Annotated in this window: 26 protein-coding genes; 15 read left to right on the top strand and 11 right to left on the bottom strand. The window is 67.0% G+C overall.

Annotated features, from left to right (window positions below; genetic code table 11):
- Positions 1–17: 17 nt before the first annotated feature.
- The 6 genes from ACSFB7_RS27545 to ACSFB7_RS27570 all read left to right on the top strand — a co-directional run bounded on the left by ACSFB7_RS27545 (position 18) and on the right by ACSFB7_RS27570 (position 5,307).
- Complete coding sequence (locus tag ACSFB7_RS27545; protein ID WP_435475513.1) at positions 18–854, top strand: segregation and condensation protein A; 837 nt, start codon at positions 18–20, stop codon at positions 852–854.
- A gap of 26 nt (positions 855–880) precedes the next feature.
- Positions 881–2,452: an L-aspartate oxidase gene (nadB, locus tag ACSFB7_RS27550; protein ID WP_435475514.1), complete on the top strand. Its 1,572-nt coding sequence runs from the start codon at positions 881–883 to the stop codon at positions 2,450–2,452.
- Between the two features lie 73 nt (positions 2,453–2,525).
- On the top strand, positions 2,526–3,425 hold the full coding sequence (gene panB, locus ACSFB7_RS27555) for a 3-methyl-2-oxobutanoate hydroxymethyltransferase (RefSeq protein ID WP_435475515.1): 900 nt from the start codon (positions 2,526–2,528) through the stop codon (positions 3,423–3,425).
- A gap of 9 nt (positions 3,426–3,434) precedes the next feature.
- Complete coding sequence (panC, locus tag ACSFB7_RS27560; protein WP_435475516.1) at positions 3,435–4,274, top strand: pantoate--beta-alanine ligase; 840 nt, start codon at positions 3,435–3,437, stop codon at positions 4,272–4,274.
- Positions 4,271–4,909: a 7-carboxy-7-deazaguanine synthase gene (queE, locus tag ACSFB7_RS27565; protein ID WP_435475517.1), complete on the top strand. Its 639-nt coding sequence runs from the start codon at positions 4,271–4,273 to the stop codon at positions 4,907–4,909. The genes panC and queE overlap by 4 nt, the downstream gene beginning before the upstream one ends.
- Before the next feature lie 35 nt (positions 4,910–4,944).
- Positions 4,945–5,307, top strand: a complete 363-nt coding sequence (locus ACSFB7_RS27570) for a 6-pyruvoyl trahydropterin synthase family protein (RefSeq protein ID WP_093198488.1) — start codon at positions 4,945–4,947, stop codon at positions 5,305–5,307.
- 124 nt (positions 5,308–5,431) lie between these two features.
- Here the strand turns inward: ACSFB7_RS27570 and nadA are convergent, their stop codons facing one another.
- The 6 genes from nadA to ACSFB7_RS27600 all read right to left on the bottom strand — a co-directional run bounded on the left by nadA (position 5,432) and on the right by ACSFB7_RS27600 (position 9,791).
- Complete coding sequence (gene nadA / locus ACSFB7_RS27575; RefSeq protein ID WP_435475518.1) at positions 5,432–6,553, bottom strand: quinolinate synthase NadA; 1,122 nt, start codon at positions 6,551–6,553, stop codon at positions 5,432–5,434.
- A 7-nt stretch (positions 6,554–6,560) separates the two neighbouring features.
- Complete coding sequence (nadC, locus tag ACSFB7_RS27580; protein WP_435475519.1) at positions 6,561–7,439, bottom strand: carboxylating nicotinate-nucleotide diphosphorylase; 879 nt, start codon at positions 7,437–7,439, stop codon at positions 6,561–6,563.
- 26 nt (positions 7,440–7,465) lie between these two features.
- Positions 7,466–8,509 carry an NAD(P)H-dependent glycerol-3-phosphate dehydrogenase gene (locus ACSFB7_RS27585; RefSeq protein ID WP_435475520.1) on the bottom strand — a complete coding sequence of 348 codons (1,044 nt, stop codon included), beginning with the start codon at positions 8,507–8,509 and terminating at the stop codon, positions 7,466–7,468.
- Positions 8,510–8,534: 25 nt separating this feature from the next.
- Entirely contained in the window at positions 8,535–8,999 is a 465-nt protein-coding gene (gene secB, locus ACSFB7_RS27590; protein ID WP_435475521.1) for a protein-export chaperone SecB, read from the bottom strand.
- A 127-nt stretch (positions 9,000–9,126) separates the two neighbouring features.
- The gene (gene grxC, locus ACSFB7_RS27595; protein WP_435475522.1) at positions 9,127–9,387 is read right to left on the bottom strand and encodes a glutaredoxin 3; all 261 of its coding nucleotides are present in this window, start codon (positions 9,385–9,387) and stop codon (positions 9,127–9,129) included.
- A gap of 20 nt (positions 9,388–9,407) precedes the next feature.
- Complete coding sequence (locus tag ACSFB7_RS27600; RefSeq protein WP_435475695.1) at positions 9,408–9,791, bottom strand: rhodanese-like domain-containing protein; 384 nt, start codon at positions 9,789–9,791, stop codon at positions 9,408–9,410.
- Between the two features lie 106 nt (positions 9,792–9,897).
- On the opposite strand from ACSFB7_RS27600, the gene gpmA reads away from it, so the two are divergent.
- From gpmA to ACSFB7_RS27615, 3 genes are all read left to right on the top strand, one after another.
- Positions 9,898–10,641, top strand: coding sequence for a 2,3-diphosphoglycerate-dependent phosphoglycerate mutase (gene gpmA / locus ACSFB7_RS27605; protein ID WP_435475523.1), 744 nt, complete (start codon positions 9,898–9,900; stop codon positions 10,639–10,641).
- A 104-nt stretch (positions 10,642–10,745) separates the two neighbouring features.
- Entirely contained in the window at positions 10,746–12,188 is a 1,443-nt protein-coding gene (locus ACSFB7_RS27610; protein ID WP_435475696.1) for a S41 family peptidase, read from the top strand.
- 81 nt (positions 12,189–12,269) lie between these two features.
- Positions 12,270–13,028 carry a HesA/MoeB/ThiF family protein gene (locus ACSFB7_RS27615; RefSeq protein WP_435475524.1) on the top strand — a complete coding sequence of 253 codons (759 nt, stop codon included), beginning with the start codon at positions 12,270–12,272 and terminating at the stop codon, positions 13,026–13,028.
- A gap of 30 nt (positions 13,029–13,058) precedes the next feature.
- Here the strand turns inward: ACSFB7_RS27615 and ACSFB7_RS27620 are convergent, their stop codons facing one another.
- Entirely contained in the window at positions 13,059–15,071 is a 2,013-nt protein-coding gene (locus ACSFB7_RS27620) for an AsmA family protein (RefSeq protein ID WP_435475525.1), read from the bottom strand.
- A gap of 237 nt (positions 15,072–15,308) precedes the next feature.
- On the opposite strand from ACSFB7_RS27620, the gene ACSFB7_RS27625 reads away from it, so the two are divergent.
- Positions 15,309–15,713: a response regulator gene (locus ACSFB7_RS27625; protein ID WP_435475526.1), complete on the top strand. Its 405-nt coding sequence runs from the start codon at positions 15,309–15,311 to the stop codon at positions 15,711–15,713.
- Positions 15,714–15,756: 43 nt separating this feature from the next.
- Here the strand turns inward: ACSFB7_RS27625 and ACSFB7_RS27630 are convergent, their stop codons facing one another.
- Positions 15,757–16,389, bottom strand: a complete 633-nt coding sequence (locus tag ACSFB7_RS27630) for a response regulator (RefSeq protein WP_007837167.1) — start codon at positions 16,387–16,389, stop codon at positions 15,757–15,759.
- 131 nt (positions 16,390–16,520) lie between these two features.
- Between ACSFB7_RS27630 and ACSFB7_RS27635 the strand changes: the two genes are divergently transcribed.
- From ACSFB7_RS27635 to ACSFB7_RS27655, 5 genes are all read left to right on the top strand, one after another.
- Positions 16,521–17,840, top strand: coding sequence for a CHASE3 domain-containing protein (locus ACSFB7_RS27635; protein ID WP_435475527.1), 1,320 nt, complete (start codon positions 16,521–16,523; stop codon positions 17,838–17,840).
- A 186-nt stretch (positions 17,841–18,026) separates the two neighbouring features.
- Positions 18,027–18,191: a DUF1328 domain-containing protein gene (locus ACSFB7_RS27640; RefSeq protein WP_013543146.1), complete on the top strand. Its 165-nt coding sequence runs from the start codon at positions 18,027–18,029 to the stop codon at positions 18,189–18,191.
- Positions 18,192–18,245: 54 nt separating this feature from the next.
- Positions 18,246–18,620 (top strand): hypothetical protein, encoded by a 375-nt coding sequence (locus tag ACSFB7_RS27645; RefSeq protein ID WP_187111819.1) that lies wholly within the window; start codon positions 18,246–18,248, stop codon positions 18,618–18,620.
- A gap of 35 nt (positions 18,621–18,655) precedes the next feature.
- Entirely contained in the window at positions 18,656–19,039 is a 384-nt protein-coding gene (locus tag ACSFB7_RS27650; protein ID WP_435475528.1) for a hypothetical protein, read from the top strand.
- A complete protein-coding gene (locus tag ACSFB7_RS27655) occupies positions 19,026–19,523 on the top strand; it encodes a hypothetical protein (RefSeq protein WP_435475529.1) in 498 nt (165 codons plus the stop codon). The genes ACSFB7_RS27650 and ACSFB7_RS27655 overlap by 14 nt, the downstream gene beginning before the upstream one ends.
- A gap of 85 nt (positions 19,524–19,608) precedes the next feature.
- Here ACSFB7_RS27655 and ACSFB7_RS27660 read toward each other — a convergent pair whose 3' ends face one another.
- The 3 genes from ACSFB7_RS27660 to ACSFB7_RS27670 form a co-directional block, all read right to left on the bottom strand.
- Complete coding sequence (locus ACSFB7_RS27660; RefSeq protein WP_435475530.1) at positions 19,609–20,127, bottom strand: BON domain-containing protein; 519 nt, start codon at positions 20,125–20,127, stop codon at positions 19,609–19,611.
- Positions 20,128–20,233: 106 nt separating this feature from the next.
- Positions 20,234–20,431 carry a CsbD family protein gene (locus ACSFB7_RS27665; protein ID WP_394478934.1) on the bottom strand — a complete coding sequence of 66 codons (198 nt, stop codon included), beginning with the start codon at positions 20,429–20,431 and terminating at the stop codon, positions 20,234–20,236.
- Positions 20,432–20,557: 126 nt separating this feature from the next.
- On the bottom strand, positions 20,558–21,379 hold the full coding sequence (locus tag ACSFB7_RS27670) for a DUF429 domain-containing protein (protein ID WP_435475531.1): 822 nt from the start codon (positions 21,377–21,379) through the stop codon (positions 20,558–20,560).
- Positions 21,380–21,383: the final 4 nt, after the last annotated feature.

The following is a 21,383-nucleotide window of genomic DNA, read 5'->3' on the forward strand; positions in this document are numbered from 1 at the left end:
ATGATAGCGACCGCCCGATGATCGGAGACGAGGACAACGGCGCATTGGTGGTCGCCATGCCCGATGTGGTCGACCAAGTCGCGCTCGCGAGGCTCTATGGCGAGCCGCTGTTCGCGATGCCGAAGGACCTGTACATCCCGCCCGAGGCGTTGCAGGTGTTCCTGGAGGCCTTCGAAGGCCCGCTGGACTTGCTGCTCTACCTGATCCGCAAGCAGAACTTCAACATCCTCGACATCCCGATGGCCGGGCTCACGCGGCAGTACCTGAGCTACGTCGACGAAATCCGCCAGACGAACCTCGAACTCGCGGCCGAGTACCTGCTGATGGCCGCGATGCTGATCGAGATCAAGTCGCGCATGCTGCTGCCGCCCAAGAAGGTGGCCGACGGCGAAGAGGCCGAAGACCCGCGCGCCGAACTCGTTCGCCGCCTGCTCGAATACGAGCAGACCAAGCTGCAGGCCGCCGCCATCAGCGCCATGCCGACCTACGGCCGCGACTTCTGGAAGGGGCAGGTCTACATCGAGCAGTCGCTCAAGCCGCGCTTTCCCGATGTGGACGTGATCGAGCTGCGCGACGCCTGGGCCGACATCATGAAGCGCGCCAAGCTCGTGCAGCACCACAAGATTTCGCGCGAAGAGCTCAACGTGCGCGAGCACATGAGCATCGTGCTGCGCCACCTGCAGGGGCAGCGCTTCGTCGAATTCGAGAAGCTGTTCGACGTGTCGCGCGGCGCGCCGGTGCTGATCGTCACCTTCATCGCGATGCTCGAACTGGCGAAGGAAACGCTGATCGACATCACGCAGGCCGAGGCCTTCGCCCCCATCTACGTGCGGCTGGCCTACTCGCCAGCCTGACCTCCCCCTACTTCGAGAATTCCGCCGTGCACGACTTCGACGTCCTCATCGTCGGCAGCGGCCTCGCTGGCCTCTCGGCCGCGCTGCTGCTGGCCCCCACGCACCGCGTGGCCGTGCTGACCAAGCGCGCGCTGAACGACGGCTCCAGCGCCTGGGCGCAGGGCGGCATTGCCGCGGTGCTGGCGGCGGGCGACAGCTTCGACGCGCACGTCGACGACACGCTGGTGGCCGGAGCGGGCCTGTGCGATCCCGAGGCCACGCGCTTCGTGGTCGAGCATGCACCCGAAGCCATCGGCTGGCTGCGCGAGCTGGGCGTGCCGTTTTCGGAAGAAGGCGGCGACCTGCACCTGACGCGCGAAGGCGGCCACAGCCAGCGCCGCATCGTGCACGTGACCGACGCGACCGGCGCAGCCGTGCAGCAGGTGCTGATCGAGCGCGTGCGCCGCACGCCGAACATCACCCTCTTCGAGCATCACACGCTGGTCGACCTGGTCACCGGCAGCAAGCTCGGCCTGGATGATCCGGCCTGCGTGGGCCTCTATGCGCTGGACGACGCCACCGACGAGGTGCTGAGCTTTCGCGCGCCGCACACCATCCTGGCGACGGGCGGTGCGGGCAAGGTGTACCTGTACACGACCAACCCCGACACGGCCACCGGCGACGGCATTGCCGCGGCATGGCGCGCCGGCTGCCGGGTGTCGAACATGGAGTTCATCCAGTTCCACCCGACCTGCCTGTACCACCCGCATGCCAAGTCCTTCCTGATCAGCGAGGCGGTGCGCGGCGAAGGCGGCCTTTTGAAGCTCCCCGATGGGACGCGCTTCATGCCCAAGCACGACGAGCGCGCCGAACTCGCGCCGCGCGACGTGGTCGCGCGCGCCATCGACTTCGAGATGAAGAAGCACGGCCTGGACTGCGTGTACCTCGACATCTCGCACCAGCCCGCCGCGTTCCTGAAAGAGCACTTTCCCAACATCCTGGCGCGCTGCGCCGAGCTGGGCATCGACATCACGCGCGAGCCGATTCCGGTGGTGCCGGCCGCGCACTACACCTGCGGCGGCGTGCTCAGCGACCTCGCCGGCCGCACCGACGTGCCGGGCCTCTACGCCATCGGCGAAACCGCCTGCACCGGCCTGCACGGCGCCAACCGGCTGGCCAGCAATTCACTGGTCGAGTGCATGGTGTTCGCGCGCGCCGCCGCAACGGCCATCGCCGAAGCGCCCGCACATCGCACCGCCACGCTGCCCGCATGGGACGACAGCCGCGTCACCGACGCCGACGAGTCCGTCGTCATCTCGCACAACTGGGACGAGCTGCGCCGCTTCATGTGGGACTACGTGGGCATCGTGCGCACCAACAAGCGGCTGGAGCGCGCGAGCCATCGCATTGCGCTGCTGCAGGCCGAGATCCAGGAGTTCTATGCGAACTTCCACGTCACGCGCGACCTGCTGGAGTTGCGCAACCTCGTGCAGGTGGCCGAGCTGATCGTGCGCTCGGCCCAGGCACGCCACGAAAGCCGCGGGCTGCATTTCAGCCGCGACTATCCTTCGCTTGCCGAACCGACTGGCCCCACCGTATTGGTGCCGTCGACGGACTGACGACCCACCCGTTTCGCGTTTTTCTTCACTCAAGGATGCCCGGCCACCGACGCCCGCAGGGAGAAACCCAACCATGTCGAACACCACCCACACCCCATCGCCAGAAACCACGCCAGCCTCCCCCTACGGGACGCTGCCCCCGGCCTCGACGCCCGCCTCGCGCAAGCCCGTGAGCCTGCCGCGCCTGGCCGACATGCATGCGCGCGGCGAAAAGATCGCGATGCTGACCGCCTACGACGCCACCTTCGCGGCCATGGCCGACGCGGCGGGCATCGACTGCCTGCTGGTCGGCGATTCGCTCGGCATGGTCTGCCAGGGCCTGCACAGCACCGTGGGCGTGAGCCTGGACACCATGCGCTATCACACCGACAGCGTCTCGCGCGGCCTGCGCCGCGTGCAGGGCACGGCCTGGCTCATCGCCGACCTGCCCTTCGGCAGCTACCAGGAATCGCGGGAGCAGGCCCTGCGCAGCGCGACGGTGCTGATGCAGGCCGGCGCGCACATGGTCAAGCTCGAAGGCGGCGGCTGGACGACCGAGACGGTGCGCTTCCTGGTTGAGCGCGGCATTCCGGTGTGCGCGCACCTGGGCCTCACGCCGCAGACCGTGCACGCGCTCGGCGGCTACCGCGTGCAGGGCAAGGGCGATGAAGCCGCGGCCCTGCTCAAGCAGCAGGCCCATGCGCTGCAGGACGCAGGCGCGACGATGCTGGTGCTCGAGATGGTGCCGGCCACGCTGGCAGCCGAACTCACGACCGAACTGACGCACTGCGCCACCATCGGCATCGGTGCCGGCAAGGCCACCGCCGGCCAGGTGCTGGTGTTGCACGACATGCTGGGCATCAACCTCGGCCGCATGCCGAAGTTCGTGCGCAACTTCATGGCCGATTCCTCGAGCATCGCGCAGGCCCTGGCGGCCTACGTGCATGCGGTGAAGGACGGCAGCTTCCCCGACGATCAACTTCACGCCTGGTAAGGACTGTTCATGTACATCGCACACACCATCGCCGACCTGCGCAACCACCTGACGGCCTTCAAGCGCCCGGCCTTCGTGCCGACCATGGGCAACCTGCACGACGGCCATCTGGCGCTCGTGAAGCAGGCCAAGCCGCTGGGCGACGTGACGGTGGCGAGCATCTTCGTCAACCGCCTGCAGTTTCTGCCGCACGAAGACTTCGACACCTATCCGCGCACCTGGGACAGCGACTGCGAGAAGCTGCGCGCCGCCGGCTGCGACGTGCTGTTCGCGCCCGACGAGAAAGCGCTCTACCCCGAGCCGCAGACCTGCAAGGTGCACCCGGACCCGGCGCTGGCCGACATCCTCGAAGGCCACTTCCGGCCCGGCTTCTTCATCGGCGTGTGCACGGTGGTGATGAAGCTTTTTCAATGCGTGCAGCCGCGTGTGGCCGTGTTCGGCAAGAAGGACTACCAGCAGTTGATGATGATCCGCCACATGGTGCGGCAGTTCGCGCTGCCCATCGAGATCGTCGGCGGCGAGACCTTCCGCGCTGAGGATGGGCTTGCGCTGTCGTCGCGCAATGGCTACCTGAGCGAGAGCGAACGCGCCGAGGCCGTGCAGTTGTCGCAGGCGTTGAAGGCGATGGCTGCGGCCGTGCATGCGGGCGAACGCGATTTGGCCGCGATCGAAGCGCGGGCAATGCAGACGCTGACGCAGCGCGGCTGGCAACCGGACTATCTTGTGCTGCGGCGCCGTTCGGACCTGCAGGCCCCCTCGGCTGGCGAGCCGCTGGTGGCACTGGCGGCGGCGCGGCTGGGCAGCACCCGGCTGATCGACAACCTGGAAATCGACTCTCCCGCTTCATGACTTACAGCGTCAAGGAAATCTTCTACACCCTGCAAGGCGAAGGCGGCCAGGCGGGCATGCCGGCCGTGTTCTGCCGCTTTGCGGGCTGCAACCTCTGGACCGGCCGCGAGGAAGACCGCGCCAATGCCGTCTGCCGTTTCTGCGACACCGACTTCGTTGGCACCGACGGCACGCTGGGTGGCAAGTTCAAGAACGCCGACCTGCTCGCCGACACCATCGCCGCGCAATGGCCGGCCGGCGACGCCGATCACCGGCTGGTGGTGCTGACGGGCGGCGAGCCGCTGCTGCAGGTCGATGCGGCGCTGGTCGATGCGCTGCATGCACGGCGCTTTCGCATCGCGGTCGAGAGCAACGGCACTGTCGTCGCGCCCGAGGGCATCGACTGGCTGTGCATCAGCCCCAAGGCCGGCGCGCCGTGGCTGCAGCAGCGCGGGCAGGAGCTGAAGCTGGTGTGGCCGCAGACCGAGTTCGACCTCGACACGATGGCGCGCACCGGCGAGTTCACGCACCGTTTTTTGCAGCCGATGGACGGACCCGACCGGGTCGCGAACACCGAGCTGTGCATTGCCGAATGCATGCGCCAGCCTGCATGGCGGCTCAGCGTGCAGACGCACAAGATCACCGGCATCCGCTGAGTGACGGCCTTTATTTTCGAGTTTCTTTTTTGACGATGCGCTTCACCATCAGCCAACGCTTTTTCTTCGACGCCGCTCACACGCTGAAGCGCGAGATCGAAGTCGAAGGTAGCCGCCGTATTCACGGCCATACGTACCACGCCGAAGTCTGGCTCACGGGGGAGCGCGATCCGGTGACGGGGATGGTGATTGACCTGGGGTTGCTGCGTCGGCGGTTGGAGGATGTGCGCGAGCAGCTTGACCATCACCTGCTGGATGACGTGGCGGGGTTGCATCCGCCGACGCTGGAGAACCTCTGTGTGTTCATTGCGGATGCGTTGCCGGATTTGCGGCCTTCGCTGGCGCGTGTGAGGGTCTGGCGCGAGGCGCTGGGCGATTCCTGCACCGTGGATTTCTAGGTCTTGCTCCCTCCCCTCCCGGGGGAGGGCTGGGGTGGGGGCAAGCAGCGGACCCATCGAGCGCTCTGCCCGCCCCCATCCCAACCTTCCCCCAGAGGGGGAAGGAGCAAGACAGAAGGCAGGGTCAGGCCGCGCCGATACCGGCGACGAGGCTGCCGGGCGCCTGCCCGCTCTTCAAACCCGCCGTGAACGCCAGCATTCGGTCAATCGGCACACGCGCCCGCAGCCCCAGCGCCGGGTCGACGTGAATCTCCCCCGCGCCAGTCTCAAGCGCATTCGCCAGCTCCACCAGCCCGTTCATCGCCATCCAAGGGCAATGCGCGCAGCTCTTGCAGGTGCCGCCATTGCCGGCCGTGGGCGCCTCGATGAAAGTCTTGCCCGGATTCAACGTGCGCAGCTTGTGCAGCATGCCGGTGTCGGTGGCCACGATGAATTCGGTGGCGTCCATGCGCTGCGCCGCGTTCAGGATGGCGGAGGTCGAACCAACCGCGTCCGCCAGCGCAATCACGTCGGACGGCGACTCCGGGTGCACCAGCACCTTCGCCTTCGGGTGCTCCTTCATGAGCAACTCGAGTTCAAGTGCCTTGAACTCGTCATGCACGATGCAGGCGCCGTTCCAGCTGACCATGTCGGCGCCGGTCTGGCGCTGGATGTAGTCGCCCAGGTGGCGGTCGGGGCCCCAGAGGATCTTCTGGCCGGCCGCATGCAGCGCGTTCACCACGTCGAGCGCGCAGCTCGACGTAACCAGCCAGTCGGCGCGCGCCTTCACGGCCGCGCTGGTGTTGGCGTAGACGACCACGGTACGGTCGGGGTGCTGGTCGCAGAAGGCGCTGAATTCGTCGACCGGGCAGCCCAGATCGAGCGAGCAGTTGGCGTCCAGGTCGGGCATCAGCACGCGCTTTTCGGGCGAAAGGATCTTCGAGGTCTCGCCCATGAAGCGCACGCCCGACACCACCAGCGTCTGCGCCGCATGGTCGCGGCCGAAGCGCGCCATTTCAAGCGAGTCGCTCACGATGCCGCCGGTTTCCTCGGCCAGGTCCTGCAGGTCGGGATGCACGTAGAAGTGCGACACCATCACCGCATTGCGCTCGCGCAGCAGGCGGCGAATGCGCGCCTTCAGCGCGATGCGTTCGTCCGGCGACGGCTCGGGCGGCACGCGGGCCCAGGCATGGCGCGTGTCGCACACGGCGCCCTGCAGCATCGCGGGCTGTTCGTAGTCGACATCGATGACGAGAGAGGACGCCATGCGTGGATCAGCCTTCCTGGAAGCGCATCGAGAAATCGATGGCCTTGACGTCCTTGGTCAACGCGCCGACCGAGATGCGGTCGACACCGGTCTCGGCCAGGGCGCGCAGGCCGTCGAGTGTGACGCCGCCCGAGATTTCGAGCACGGCCTTGCGGTCATTGCCCGCTTCGTCGTTGATGCGAACCGCCTCGCGCAGCGTGGGCAGGTCCATGTTGTCGAGCAGCACCATGCGCGCGCCGGCTTCCAACGCCTCGTGCAACTGGGCGAGCGTTTCGACCTCGACCTCGACGAAGGCCGCGCGTCCGGCCACCGGCGCCACCGCGCGCAGGGCCGCAGCCACGCCGCCGGCTGCGGCGATGTGGTTCTCTTTGATCAGCACCGCGTCGTAGAGGCCGATGCGGTGGTTCAGCCCACCGCCGGTGCGCACCGCGTACTTCTGCGCCAGGCGCAGGCCCGGCAGGGTCTTGCGGGTGTCGACGATGCGGGCGCGGGTGCCCTTGATGGCATCGGAATAGATGGCCGTCTTGGTGGCGACGGCACTCAGCAATTGCAGGAAATTAAGCGAGGTGCGCTCGGCCGTCAGCAACGCGCGCGCGGCGCCTTCGATCTCCAGCACGGTCTGGTCGGCGGCGCAGCGCTCGCCTTCGCCGCACAGCCAGGTGATGCGGGCCTGCGGATCGAGCTGCCGCAGCGTGGCCTCGACCCAGGGCGCGCCGCACAGCACGGCGGATTCGCGCGCGAGCACGCGGGCGCGGGCGCGGCGATCGGGGGCAACCAGCGAGGCGGTGAGGTCGCCGTCGGCGACGTCTTCCTGCAATGCACGCGTGGCATCGGCCAGGGCCAGCGCGGCCACGGCCGACGCAGAAAAATCAAAGCGAAGGCTCATGGCTCTTTTTGTCTTCAGCAGTCTTGTCAGGGGGAATGGCGGGGGTTCGCCGCGGTTGCGCCGGGCTGAACCGATTCAGGCACCGGGTCGCGCCCGGTCAGCGCGGCGACGGCGTCTTTGGCGCTCACGCGGCCGTCGAGCAGCGCGACCACGCCTTCGGCGATGGGCATTTCGATGCCCAGGCCACGGGCGCGCTGCACCACGGTGCGCGCGCAATAAACGCCTTCGGCCACGTGGCCGAGCGACGCGACGGCCTGCGCCAGCGTGTGGCCCTGGGCCAGCAGCAGGCCGACCTTGCGGTTGCGCGACAGGTCGCCGGTCGATGTCAGCACGAGGTCGCCGAGCCCCGAAAGGCCCATGAAGGTCTCGGCCCGCGCACCGAGCGCAAGGCCGAAGCGCGTCATTTCGGCCAGGCCGCGCGTGATGAGCGCTGCGCGGGCGTTGAGCCCCAGCGCAAGGCCGTCGCACAGGCCCGTGGCAATGGCGAGCACGTTCTTGACCGCGCCGCCGACTTCCACGCCCACGATGTCGTCGTTGGCGTAGACGCGCAACGCCGGGCCGTGGAAGGCATCGACCAGCGCGTCGCGCACCGCCGCATGCGGGCTGGCGGCCACCAGCGCAGTCGGCCGCCCTTCGGCGACCTCTTGCGCAAAGCTGGGGCCGCTGAGCACGCCCGCTCTTAAATCGGGAGCAACCTGCGCCCATATTTCGTGGGCAAGCAGGCCGAAGGATGTGGGGGATGTGTCGAGCGCGGGCTCAACGCCCTTGCACAGCCACGCCACCGGCGCGGTCGTGCCGCGCAGTGCGATGAGCTGTTCGCGCAGGGCGGCCATGGGCGTGGCCACGATGACGAGGTCGGCGCCGGCCTGCGCCTGTCGGATGTCGCCCGCGCGAACGGCGAGCGAGGCCGGCAGTGCCAGCCCCGGCAGGTAGCGGGTGTTTTCGCGCGCCTTCGAAATGGCATCGGCCTGGGCCGCATCGCGCGCCCAGAGCGTGACCTCGTGGCGAGTCGCCGCGTTGACGGCGACTGCCGTGCCCCAGGCACCGGCGCCATGAACGCAGATCTTCATCGGCGTTGGCGGCGTTGTGCCCGGTTTACTGAGCCAGGGTCGGCGAGGCTTGGCCGGCGGCCTGTGCCTGCTGCTGCTCGTACATCGCCTGGAAGTTGATTTCGGCGAGGTGCACGGGCGGGAAGCCGCCGCGCTGGATCACGTCGGCGACGTTGCCGCGCAGGTACGGATAGACGATCTGCGGGCAGGCGATGCCGAGGATGGCACCCATCTGCTCTTCGGGCAGGTTGCGGATTTCAAAGATGCCGGCTTGCTTGGCTTCAACCAGGAACACGGTCTTGTCGCCGATCTTGGTCTGCACGGTGGCCGACACGGTGATCTCGAAGATGCCGTCGGTCACGGGCTGGGCGTCCACGCCGAGCTGGATGTCGACGGTGGGCTGCTCCTGCTCCAGCAGGATCGCGGGCGAATTGGGTTGTTCGAGCGACAGGTCCTTGAGGTAGACGCGCTGGATCTGGAAAACGGGATCTTGGGCTTGCTGGTCGGCCATGGCTGAACTTTCGAGGATCAAAACAATGCCCGCCGGGGAGAGGTTCCCGCAGCGGGCTGCAGATGAATGAGCAAAGGATTATCGCCCTACCGCCGGAGCACTTTCGTGACGGCGGTTGCTTTGTGTTTCAGGTGCCCTGGAGCAGGGGCACGAGGCCGCCGCGGCTGTCGAGCGCCACCAGGTCGTCGCAGCCACCGACATGGGTGTCGCCGATGAAGATCTGCGGCACCGTGCGGCGCTGGGTGATCTCCATCATGATGCTGCGGGCCTGGGGGTCGGTGTCGATGCGGATCTCTTCGATCTGCTCGACGCCCTTGGACTTGAGGATTTGCTTCGCACGCGTGCAGTAGGGGCAAACGGCGGTGGTGTACATCTTGACTGCTTGCATGCTCTTTACCTTGGGAAGCTTCAGGCCTTTTCAACAGGCAGGTTAGCGTCTTTCCAGGCCTTGAGCCCGCCGGCGACCGCTTGGGCCTGCTCGTAGCCGAGCTTCTTGGCCACGGCCACGGCGCGCTGGGCGCGGGCACCGGTGGCGCACACCAGCAGCAGCGGCACGGTCTTGTTCTTGACCGTGCCGGCCAGCTTTTCTTCGAGCTGGTTCAGGGGAACGTTCTTCGCGCCGATCATGTGGCCGGTGGCGAATTCTTCCGCCTCGCGCACGTCGACCAGCACGGCGCGTTCGCGGTTGATGAGCTGCACGGCGCCCTGGGCCGTGAGCGTTCCACCGCCCGCTCCCCGCACCAGCGGCCACGCCAGCATGGCACCGGAGCTGAGCGCGATCAGGATCAGCATCCAGTTCGCGGTGACGAATTCGATCAATTTCACGGGGGGTTCCTTGAATGGCAAACCGGGGATTTTAGAATGCGAGGTTTCGCAAGCGCAGCCAAAGGCCTCCCACATGCACAAACTGGTACTGATCCGTCACGGCGAATCGACCTGGAATCTCGAAAACCGCTTCACCGGATGGACGGACGTCGACCTGACCGAGACCGGCGTGGCGCAGGCCAAGCAGGCCGGCCGGCTGCTCAAGGCCGAGGGTTACGACTTCGACGTCGCCTACACCAGCGTGCTCAAGCGCGCCACCCGCACCCTGTGGCACACGCTCGACGAACTCGACCGCACCTGGCTGCCCGTGGTGCACTCCTGGCGCCTGAACGAGCGCCACTACGGCGGCCTGCAGGGCCTGAACAAGGCCGAAACCGCCAAGAAGTACGGCGACGAGCAGGTGCTGGTCTGGCGCCGCAGCTACGGCACGCCGCCGCCGCCGCTGGAAGCCGACGACCCGCGCAGCGAGCGCGGCGACGTGCGCTACGCCAAGCTGTCGCCCGAGCAGATCCCGCTCACCGAATGCCTGAAGGACACGGTGGCGCGCGTGCTGCCGTTCTGGAACGAATCGATGGCGCCGGCCATCCGCACCGGGCGCCGCCTGGTGGTGGCGGCCCATGGCAACTCGATCCGGGCGCTGGTGAAGTACCTGGACGGCATCTCGGACGACGCCATCGTCAGCCTGAATATCCCGAACGGCATTCCGCTGGTCTACGAACTAGACGACGACCTCAAGCCCCTGCGGCACTACTACCTCGGCGACGCCGCCGCAGCCGAACAGGCCGCCGCAGCGGTGGCCTCGCAAGGCAAAGGCTGAAAGAAAACCCCGCTTGCCGGCTCCCCCGTGGAACCCCGGCAAACAAATTGCTTCCAAGCTGTGTATATTGGTTCGACAGCCGCCGACAAGGACAACCACTCATGATGGGCCAGAAACTGAAGATCACCGGCTGGGTCGCCGCCGGCGCCGTAGCTGGCGTCCTGACCACCGTCTCGTTGCAGACGGTCGCACGCGGATCGCTTGCGCCGCTCCCGCTCGAGGAATTGCAGCAACTCGCTGCCGTCTTCGGCATGGTCAAGAGCGACTACGTCGAACCGGTCGACGAGAAAAAGCTCATTTCCGATGCAATTTCCGGCATGGTCGCCGGGCTCGACCCGCATTCCCAGTACTTCGACAAGAAGTCCTTCAAGGAATTCCGGGAAGGCACCACTGGCCGGTTCGTCGGCGTGGGCATCGAGATTTCGCAGGAAGACGGCCTCATCAAGGTCGTCTCGCCCATCGAAGGCTCCCCGGCCTTCCGTGCCGGCCTCAAGCCCAATGACCTGATCACCAAGATCGACGACACCGCCGTGCGCGGCCTGTCGCTGAACGAAGCGGTCAAGCGCATGCGCGGCGAAGCCAACACCAAGGTGCTGCTGACCATCTTCCGCAAGGACGAGAGCCGCACCTTCCCGGTCACGATCACGCGCGAGGAAATCCGCACGCAGTCGGTCCGCGGCAAGATCATGGAGCCGGGCTACGGCTGGATTCGCCTGTCACAGTTCCAGGAACGCACCGTCGAAGACTTCGTCAAGAAGATCGACGAGATGTACAAGGAAGACCCGAACCTCAAGGGCCTGGTGCTCGACCTGCGCAACGACCCGGGCGGCCTGCTCGACGCGGCCGTGGCGGTGTCTTCGGCCTTCCTGCCCGAGAACGTCACCGTGGTGACCACCGACGGCCAGCTTGCCGAAAGCAAGTCGGTCTACAAGGCGGCCCCCGAGTACTACCAGCGCCGCTCCGGCAGCGACCCGCTGCGCAGCCTGCCTGCAGCCCTGAAGACGGTGCCGTTGGTGGTGCTGGTGAACGAAGGCTCGGCCTCCGCCAGCGAAATCGTGGCCGGCGCGCTGCAGGACCACAAGCGCGGTATCGTCATGGGCAGCCAGACCTTCGGCAAGGGCTCGGTGCAGACGGTTCGCCCGCTCGGTCCGGACACCGGCCTGAAGATCACCACGGCGCGCTACTACACGCCCAGCGGCACCTCGATCCAGGCCAAGGGCATCGTGCCCAACGTGCTGGTCGACGAAAGCGCTGAAGGCAGCCCGTTCGCCGCCCTGCGCATGCGCGAAGCCGATCTCGAAAAGCATCTGGCCAGCGGCCAGGGCCCCGAGACCAAGGACCCTGAGCGCGAAAAGGCCCGCGACGAAGCCCGCAAGCGCCTCGAGGAAGAAGCCAAGAAGCCGCCGCAGGACCGCAAGGTGCCCGAGTTCGGCACCGACAAGGACTTCCCGCTGGTGCAGGCGCTCAACCGCCTGAAGGGCCAGCCGGTGCTGGTCAGCAAGACGCAGGTGATCGTCGACAACAAGGAAGAGAAGAAGGAAAACTGAAGCCGGTGACCGGGCCGCACGCACAGTGTGGCTCGCGCCGTCAACGGTTTCGTTTCTTCATTCGCGAGAACCGAAGCGCGCATGGACGATCACGACCTGCTGCGCTACTCGCGCCATATCCTGCTTGAAGAGTTCGGCATCGACGGGCAAGCGCGCGTCAGTGCCGGGCGCGTTCTGGTAATCGGCGCGGGCGGACTGGGTTCTCCCGTCGCGCTGTACCTTGCCGCCGCGGGTGTCGGCCACATCACTCTGGTGGACGACGACGAAGTCGATCTGACGAATCTCCAGCGGCAGGTGGTCCACACCAACGCCCGTGTCGGCAGCCCCAAGGTCGAATCCGCTGCGCAGGCCATGCGCGACATCAACCCCGACATCGCCATCGAAACCCACGCCCTGCGTGCCGATGAGGCGCTGCTGTCGCGCCTCGTGGCGGCGGCCGACGTGGTGGTCGACTGCTGCGACAACTTCGCCACCCGCCACGCCGTCAACCGCGCCTGCGTGGCGCATGCCAAGCCGCTGGTGGCTGGCGCGGCGATCCGCTTCGACGGCCAGTTGAGCGTGTACGACACGCGCGATGCGGCCTCCCCCTGTTACGCCTGCCTGTTCCCGCCCGACGCGGCCTTTGAAGAAACGCGCTGTGCGGTGCTCGGCGTGTTCGGCCCCGTGGTCGGCACCATCGGCACGCTGCAGGCCAGCGAAGCGCTCAAGCTGCTCGCCGGCATCGGCCCGTCGCTGGCGGGCAAGCTGCTGATGTTCGATGGCCGCAGCACGGCGTTCGACACGCTGCGTGTGGCGCGCGACCCGCACTGCAGCGTCTGCGCGCAGCGCCCCGCCGCCTGATCTTTTCGACCCTGCCGGCCCAGGCCGGCATCAGGGCTGCCGGGCACCCTTCGCCCTCGCGGCGCCATTGGCCGCGGCCCCGGCTGTCGGCCGGTTCGCACCCGCCAGCACGCCCTTGCAATCCGAATCTTCGCCAGGCCCGGTCTCGATGGTCGCGGCCAGCGCCAGCAACGGATTGATGGCACCGAGTGCCAGCGCGGCAAGGCCTCGCCCCGCCAGCGGCGCGATCTCGAGACCGCCCTTCGGGTCACCGAAGGTGCCGCTGACGACCAGCGGCGTGCGGATCGAAAGAATGCTCTTGCTCTTGGGCTCCGGATGGACCACGAAATCGAGCGTCTCCTTGGCCAGGTTGGCCTGCCCGCTGGCGGTGAACACGGCGTTGGTCGTGTCCACCACGAGCGTGCGCCCGGTCATCAGTCCCTTGTTGACGTCGAAGGCGATAGCCGCGCAGCGCAGCTCGACATTGCGGTCGCCGCGCAGCAGGAACTTGATGATGTCGCCGCCCACGAGCGTCGCGAACACGGGCAGCAGGTTGCCGAACTGGCCGCGCCCCGACAGCACTGCCACGTCGCCCGACACACCGCCGAGCCAGTTGGCCACCGAGCTGCCCGGCCCCGAAAGGTTGAGGCGGCCATCGAGCCGGCCCACGCTGTTGCCCGTGGTTTCGAGCTTGGGGAACAGGCGGGCCAGTTGCATGCCGCGCAGGTCAAGCGAGGCGCGGATGTCCGCCGGGTTCTTCGCCCCGTCGATGCGGATGGCGCCCACCAGCTTGCCGCCGCCCACGCCCAGGTCGAGCGGATCGAGCGTGAGCACGCCTTCATTCAGCTTGACCTGCACGCTGCCGCTGTCCAACGGAATCTCGCGCACGTTGCGGATGCGGTCGGCCGTGTACTTCACGTCGGCGTTCATGGCGCGCAGGCGCTCGAAATCGAGCGGCGCGGTGGGCAGCACCTTGCCACCCGCCGGGCGCTTGACCTGCGTGATGGTCGGCGGCGGCGCGACGCCTTCCACCGCGTTGGCCGTGCGCGCCGTAGGTGGCAGGCCGATCAGTGGCCCGAGGTCGTCCATGTCCATCACCTTCGAGCGCAACTCGCCCGCCAGGTGAGGCAGGCTGCCGGCCTGGTCGAAGCGCATGTCACCGCCAATGTCGGACAGGCCCAGCTTGCCCTTGAGGCCGGCCACCGTCCACAGCTTGCCGCGCTTGCTCAGGTCACCGCTCAGCGCATAGGGCGAGGTCTGCGGCAGCGCGATGCCCAGCAGCGGGAACAACGCGCCCAGCGTCTGTCCCTTGAGTTCGAACTTGGCGTCGATGCCGTCGAGCCCCGCCAGCTCGGCCACGGTGCCGCTGGCCTTGAGCTGCGTCTGCCCGGCCGCGGCGTTGATCTCCAGCGGGAACGGCGGCGCGCCGGCCGCGTTGATCTGCAGCACGTTGCCCGTGCGGCCGTTGGCGGTCAGCGGTTGCCCCTTGTAGCGGCCCTTGATGCGGTAGTTGAGCGGCAACTCGCCGCGGCTCGTGTCGTAGCTCAGGTCGGCATGCAGGTCGACGCCCAGGTGCTTGGCCAGGAAGTCGACCTTCCCGGTGTCGACCTGGATGAGCCCGATGCTGGGCACCGTGCCCGAATCGGAGGTGTCCTTGCCAAGCGCCCAGGTGCGGCGCCCATCCTGCTCCATCTGCAGCCCGACGGTGGGCGAGAAAAGCGCCAATCGCGGAATGTCGATCCTGCTGGCGATCAGCGGCCAGATGCGGATGTCGAACTCCGCCCGGTCGGCCTTCACCAGGTAGGGATCGCGCGCCCATGAGGGGTTGGCGAACTCCAGGCCGTCGAACTTGACGGTGGCCGTGCGCCAGCCCAGGTCGACGTCGAGCCGCCGCGTGATCTCGAACTTGCGCCCTGTCTTCTCGCTCACGTAGCGGTTGACCGGCTCGCGCAGCACGTCCCACGGAAAGAAGATCAGCGCGACCAGCAATGCGGCCAGCAGCAGCACGAAGGACACCAGCAGCTTCTGCCAGACCGGCCGGGTGCGAAAGATGTGCGTTGCCATGTTCAGTTGGATACCTCAGTGACGGCGGGCCGCGGGTCGGCATTGGACCGCACAAACCGTGCGGCATTGCCTACGAATGCGTTGCCGACAGCGCGTGCGTCGGAACACGCCTACAACACCCGGCCCATGAACCCTGCATGATGCGCGACGGAAAAGCCTCAGTGTCCATGTGCAGGCATTCCCTCAGCGGGCGCGCTTCGGGTGCACCTGCCAACGTCAGAGGAAGCGTGGCTCGGCATGGATTCCAGATTGCAGACATACGTCGTCGAAGACAACCTCACGATCCGTGAAAACCTCATTGGCACGCTGGAAGAACTCACCTGCACCACGGTCGTCGGCTTTGCCGAGACCGAAGACCACGCACGCGAATGGCTGCTCGAACACGGCCCCGAATGGGACCTGGCGATCGTCGATCTTTTTCTCAAGCAGGGCAGCGGCCTGGGCGTGCTGCAGGCCTGCCAGGCACGCAAGCCGACGCAGAAGGTGGTGGTGCTCAGCAACTATGCGACGCCCGACATCCGGCGGCGCTGCGCCGAATTCGGTGTCGACGCGGTGTTCGACAAGTCGAACGAGATCGACGCATTGGTCGACTTCTGCCTCGCACAGGCCAAGGCGTTGCGCCGTGCGCCCGAGGCGGGCTGAAGAAGAAACCGGACCCGGCCTCTTCCCCACCCCCATGCGCCTGTCAGTCGATCAGCTTGTTCTTCAGCGCGTAGTACGTCAGGTCGCTGTTGGACGAGAGGTTCATCTTTTCCATCAGGCGCGTGCGGTAGGTGCTCACCGTCTTCACCGACAGCGACAGCGTCTTGGCGATGTCGCCCGCGGTCTCGCCCTTGGCCAGCTTCAGGAACACCTGGAACTCGCGCTCCGACAGTTGCTCGTGCGGTGCCGCGTCGTCCTTGCGGTCGAGCTGGCGGGCCAGCAGTTCGGCCACGGCGGGCGTGATGTAGCGGCGGCCCAGCGAGATGGTGCGGATGGCGTTGACGATCTCGATCGGATCGCACTCCTTGTTCAGGTAGCCGCTCGCGCCCTGGCGGATCAGGTTCATCGCGTAGTGCTCTTCGGGATAGCCGCTCAAGATGAGGATGCCGACATCCGGCGCCTTGGCGCGGATCATGGCCAGCGCGTCGATTCCGCTCTGCCCCGGCATCGAAAGGTCCATGACCAGCACGTCCAGCTCCGTGGTGCGCACCAGCTCGATGGCTTCGCGCCCGCTGGCTGCCTCACCCGCCACGCGCAGGTCCACGTGCTCGGAGAAGAACTGCCGGAGGCCCGATCGCACGATGGCGTGGTCGTCCACAATTCCAATTTTGATCATCTGTTACTTTCGTCGTTGTGTTGCGCACATGCGGTCCGCAACATGCCGGGCCCCTGATTGTTGTCAATTATTCACGAACTTGCGTAGTAAGCAGCTTTGAAAGTTTCATGCACTGGCTAGTCCCTCAAAAAATGGCCGTGAGCCTGCTGCTCGCGGCGCTGGCCGCGCTGGCCCTCGTCGGCATCAACGAGGCTGGCTACCGGCAGTCGAGCCGTGCCCTGTCTGACATCGACGAGGCCCAGCAAGTTCGCGGCACGCTCAACCAGATCCTGCAGAACATGCTCGATGCCGAAACCGGCCAGCGGGGCTATCTGCTGACCGGCGAAACCAGCTACCGCCAACCCTACGACTCGGCGGTCAAGGAGGTCGACGGCCACCTGGGGAGCCTGCGCCGCCTGTACGCCGACCGGCCGGCCGAGCTTGCCCAGCTGACCGAGCTGTCGAAACACGTGCTGCGCAAGATCGCCGAGATGGACATGAGCGTGCGGCTGCGCCAGGACGGCAAGGAAGACGCCTGGAAGTTCGTCATCACGACCGACGTGGGCCGCGAAGAGATGGATGCCATCCGCGCCACCGCGGGGGAACTGGTCAAGATCAGCAACAAGACCCTGCACGAGAGCCAGGTACAGGTGCTCAAGTCGCTGCAGCTCGCCCGCATCGGCACCGCCATCGTGGCGCTGGCCGCGCTGATCGCCTTCTTCCTCTACCTGCGGCAGACGCATGCGCTGCGCTCCATCGGCGAGCGCCAGCAGGAAGCCCTGCAACGCGAGCGCAACGCCCTGGAGGACGAAGTGCGCGAGCGCACCGCCTCGCTGGCCGAGCTGGCGACCCACCTGCAGGACGTACGGGAAACCGAGCGCGGCTACCTGGCGCGCGAACTGCACGACGAGTTGGGCTCGCTGCTGACTGCCGCCAAGCTGGACGTGGCACGGCTCAAATCGCGGCTGGCGGATGCGCCCGACGCCATCCAGCGGCTGCAGCATCTGACCGAACTGCTCAACAGCGGCATCGCGCTCAAGCGCCGCATCATCGAAGACCTGCGGCCGTCCTCGCTGTCGAACCTCGGGCTGGTCGCGTCGCTGGAAATCCTGGGGCGCGAGTTCGCCGAACGCTCGGGCCTGCAGATCGAGATGGCGCTGGAGCCGGTGACGATGGACGAATCGCGCCAGCTCACCATCTACCGCATGGTCCAGGAAAGCCTGACCAACATCGGCAAGTACGCGGAGGCCAGCGAAGCCACCATCGTGATGAAGAACTACGAGAACCACGTGATCGTGGAAGTCGCGGACAACGGCAAGGGCTTCGATTCGCAGCGCGTGCGGCCATCGACGCACGGCCTTGCGGGCATGCGCCATCGGGTGGAAGCGGCCCGCGGCAAGCTCACGATTTCCTCGACGCCCGGCCGGGGCACGCGCCTGAGCGCCATGCTGCCGGTGGTCAAGCCGAGCTGAATCGGCACTCCTTCACGGCCCGGTGCGGGGTGACTCGGCCATCTCCTACGCACCCCGTCCCCGGCCGCTGACAGGTCCCGCGCAGGGCCCCAATTAAGGTTGCTCCCAAGCCATCCGGCTCTTCCTTGCGAGGTGACGGATGCGCTGTTTATCAAAACAACGAGGGCAGCCTCGAAGGAGTTCCGCATGTTGCATTACGCAGTGGTGTTTCTGGTCATCGCGCTGATCGCCGCACTGTTTGGCTTCGGTGGCATTGCCGCCAGCGCAGTTGGTATTGCCAAGATCCTTTTCGTGATCTTCGCCGTGCTTGCCATCGCCAGCTTCCTGGCCGGCTTGCTACGACGCAAGTAGCGTAGTTACGATCCACAGGCTCCCGCATTTCATCTTTCCGAAAAGGACTTACACATGAACACGACCAAGACCCCTTCGCAGCTCGCCGACGATGCGCGCCAGACCGCCAACGACGCGGTCGAATCGACCCGCGCCTATGCACAGAACGCGGTGAATGCGGCGGGCGAAAAGGTCCGCGACCTGCGCCGCGATGCCGAGCCGGCCGTCGAGCAACTGGCAGCCCGCGTGCAGCAGGCCGTTCAGCGCGGCCTGGACGCCGCATCGACCACCAGCGCCCGTGCGCAGCGCCGCATCGAGAAGGCTGCCGACGTGACCGGCCGCTACATCTCGGACCAGCCCGTGCGCTCGGTGCTGCTCGCCGCCGCAGCCGGCGCCGCCATCACGGCGCTCATCGTGCTGGCCAGCCGCCGCAGCCGGGACGACTACTGATCCGCTGATCTTTCGTTCCACCGATCCCCCGCACCATGCTTCATCCGATTTTCTCCACGGTGCTCGGGCATCCGGAACTTATCGCTGAACACGTCGCCAACTACGCCGCCCTCGTCCGGCAGGAAACTGCACAGGCGGGGCGCGGCCTCGTCGCCCGCCTAGTCGCGGGTGTGCTGGCGGCGGCCAGCGCCGTGCTGGCCCTCGGGCTGATCGGCGTGGCCGTGCTGCTCGGCGTGCTGCATGGCAGCTTTCATTGGGTGCTGGTCATCGTGCCGGGCGTCGCGGTGCTGATCGCCGCCTTCTGCGCCTGGTACGCGATGCGCCCCCACCCGGGCTATGGCTTCGACGACCTGCGCACGCAGCTCGACGCCGACCTGCAGGCCCTTCACAACGCCGGAGCCCACCATGGCCAGCGCTGATCGCTCCCCCCTTCCCCTGACCCCGCAGCAGCGCCTGGCCATTTCGCGCCGTGCGCTGGTGCGGCAACTGAACGGCGGCGAGGAAGAGGCGCGTCACTCGGCACGCGAGGCCGACGACGATCTGGAATACGCGCACCACGAGCACCCGACGACAGCGGCCTACGAAGCGCCTGCGCAGGGCCGTGGCGGCAATGTCTGGGGCTCGGTGGCACGCAGCGTGGTGCAGCGCTGGTGGCGCCGCCACCCGGCCCATGCGGCGGGCCAATTGGCGCGTCCCCTGCTCGAGCATTACGCGCGCAAGGAGCCGGCCAAGCTGATGGCGGCTGCGGCGGCCACCGGCGCGGTGCTGGTGCTCGTCAAGCCGTGGCGCCTGCTGTCTGTCACGGCAGTGCTGGCTGCGGTGCTGAAGACATCCGACGTGGCTGACATCGTCAACACGTTGATGCAGAAGACCGCCAATCCGCCACGCAAAGATGCTCCCTGACGGCGCCTCCGATCCGTCGGGGTGCCCAACAAAAAGCCCGGTCAGTGACCGGGCTTTTTGCTATCTGCGGCGAGAGCCGGGATGGTCAGCTCTTCACGTCGAGCTGGTTGTCCACCGAGGTCACGCCCTGCACGCCCTTGGCGATGTCTTCGGCGCGCGCCTTGGCGGCGGCCGAGGGTGCGGGGCCCTTCAGGCTCACGGCGCCACCTTTGGTGTCGACATTGATCTTGATGGCGCTCAGGTCCGGGTCCTTCGCCAGGCCTGCCGAGACAGAAGCAGTGATGGCGGCGTCGTCGACGGTCGCGCTCACGGCTGCGCCGGCGTCCTTGATCGCTTCCTTCGCGTTGGCCATGCCTTCCTTCACATCGGCAGTGGTGCCGGAGGCATCGGCCTTGGCCTTGGCGTCCTTGAGCGCCTGTTCGGTCTTGGCGGCGGCGGTGTCGGCGGCCTGCTCGGTCTTGGCGACCGCGCTGTCGAGCTTTTCACCGGCGGTGCGGTTGTCCGACTTGTCGCAGGCGGCCAGTGTCAGTGCAGCGCCGGCCACGAGCACGGCGAGCCACACGCGCGAATGCGGCATGGCGGTGATCGGGTTTGATTTGTTCATTGAAATCCTCCTGTCGCTCACGGAAAAACGGGAATGCGGGAAATACGGGAAACGGAAAAAAGGTTGCGCGCACCGGGCGCGCAACCCTGTCCTGTCAGCAGTCAGATCAGAGCTTGTCGGCGCCCGACTTGATCGCGTCCTTGGCCTTTTCCTTGACGTCGCCGTAGGTCTTTTGCACCTTGCCGGCGGCCTGGTCTGCAAGGCCTTCGCCCTCGAGCTTCTCGTTGCCGACAACCTTGCCGGCGACTTCCTTCAGCTTGCCCTTGGCCTCTTCGACGCGGCCTGCCACTTGGTCCTTGTTCATCTCGATTCCTTCCTGCGTAGGGTGGTGAAAACACGTGGGCCGGTATGACCCACTGCCTTCAATCTAGGTGCCACCCGGTCGCCACGAATTCCGCCGGAAGCCCGAAGCGGTGTAGGACAACAAGGCTCAAGCCGTGACGATCCATCCTTCAAGCGCATCGAATCCGGCCGGCAGACCATGTCCGGGTCCGGGGCTTTCGGCACGCTGGAGGCCCCAGGCGGCCTGCAGGAGGCACAGCACCGCGTCGATGTCGTCACCCCTGGCATCGGCCAGCAACTCGTCACGCTGGCCCGCGGCAATGCCCAGCCGCAGGCCGAGCCGGGTGGTGCCGGCTTCGAGGGCCAGCAGCAGGTCGGTGCGCGCAGCCAGGCGCTGCGGTGTCTGCTTTCGCAGGTCGTCGCTCTTGTAGCTGCGTCGCCCGATCAGCTCGCGCGCCAGCAGGCCCGGATAGGCCTCCAGGGCCACACGGTCGCGGTGGTTGCCTTCATGCAGGCCGGGAATGCGCGCACCGGCCACCAGCAGGCGCGGCACGCCGGCATGGAGCATGTAGGCCACCGGGGGATTGACCCACTTCATCGACGGACTGGAGCCGGCGGGCATGTCGGCAGCGCGGTGCGCGAACTTGCCGCCGACCGGGCGCGCGGCGCAGAACGCAGCGAAGGTGTCGCGTATCTCGGCGCGGCTCAGGCTGGCGTAGTGGGCCATCAGCGCGTCCCATTGCGTTGGCCAGCGCAGGTGCTCGACCAGCTCGCGCGGCAGGCTGAACGGAAAGTCGAAGCCACCAGTCCATGCGGGCGTGGCCTGCAGCCATTCGCCCCAGGCGTTGAGCGTTGCAAAGCGCTGCAGCCGGGTCAGCACGACACGGTCGGCATCGGCCAGCTCGCCAATGGCCACCACGATGGGCTTGCGTGCCGTGGGCGCGCTCGAAAAGTCGCACCCGAAGAGCATGGCC

Origin of the sequence: Variovorax raffinosi (assembly GCF_051216615.1) — a bacterium.
In the GTDB taxonomy this organism is placed as follows: Bacteria; Pseudomonadota; Gammaproteobacteria; order Burkholderiales; family Burkholderiaceae_C; genus Variovorax.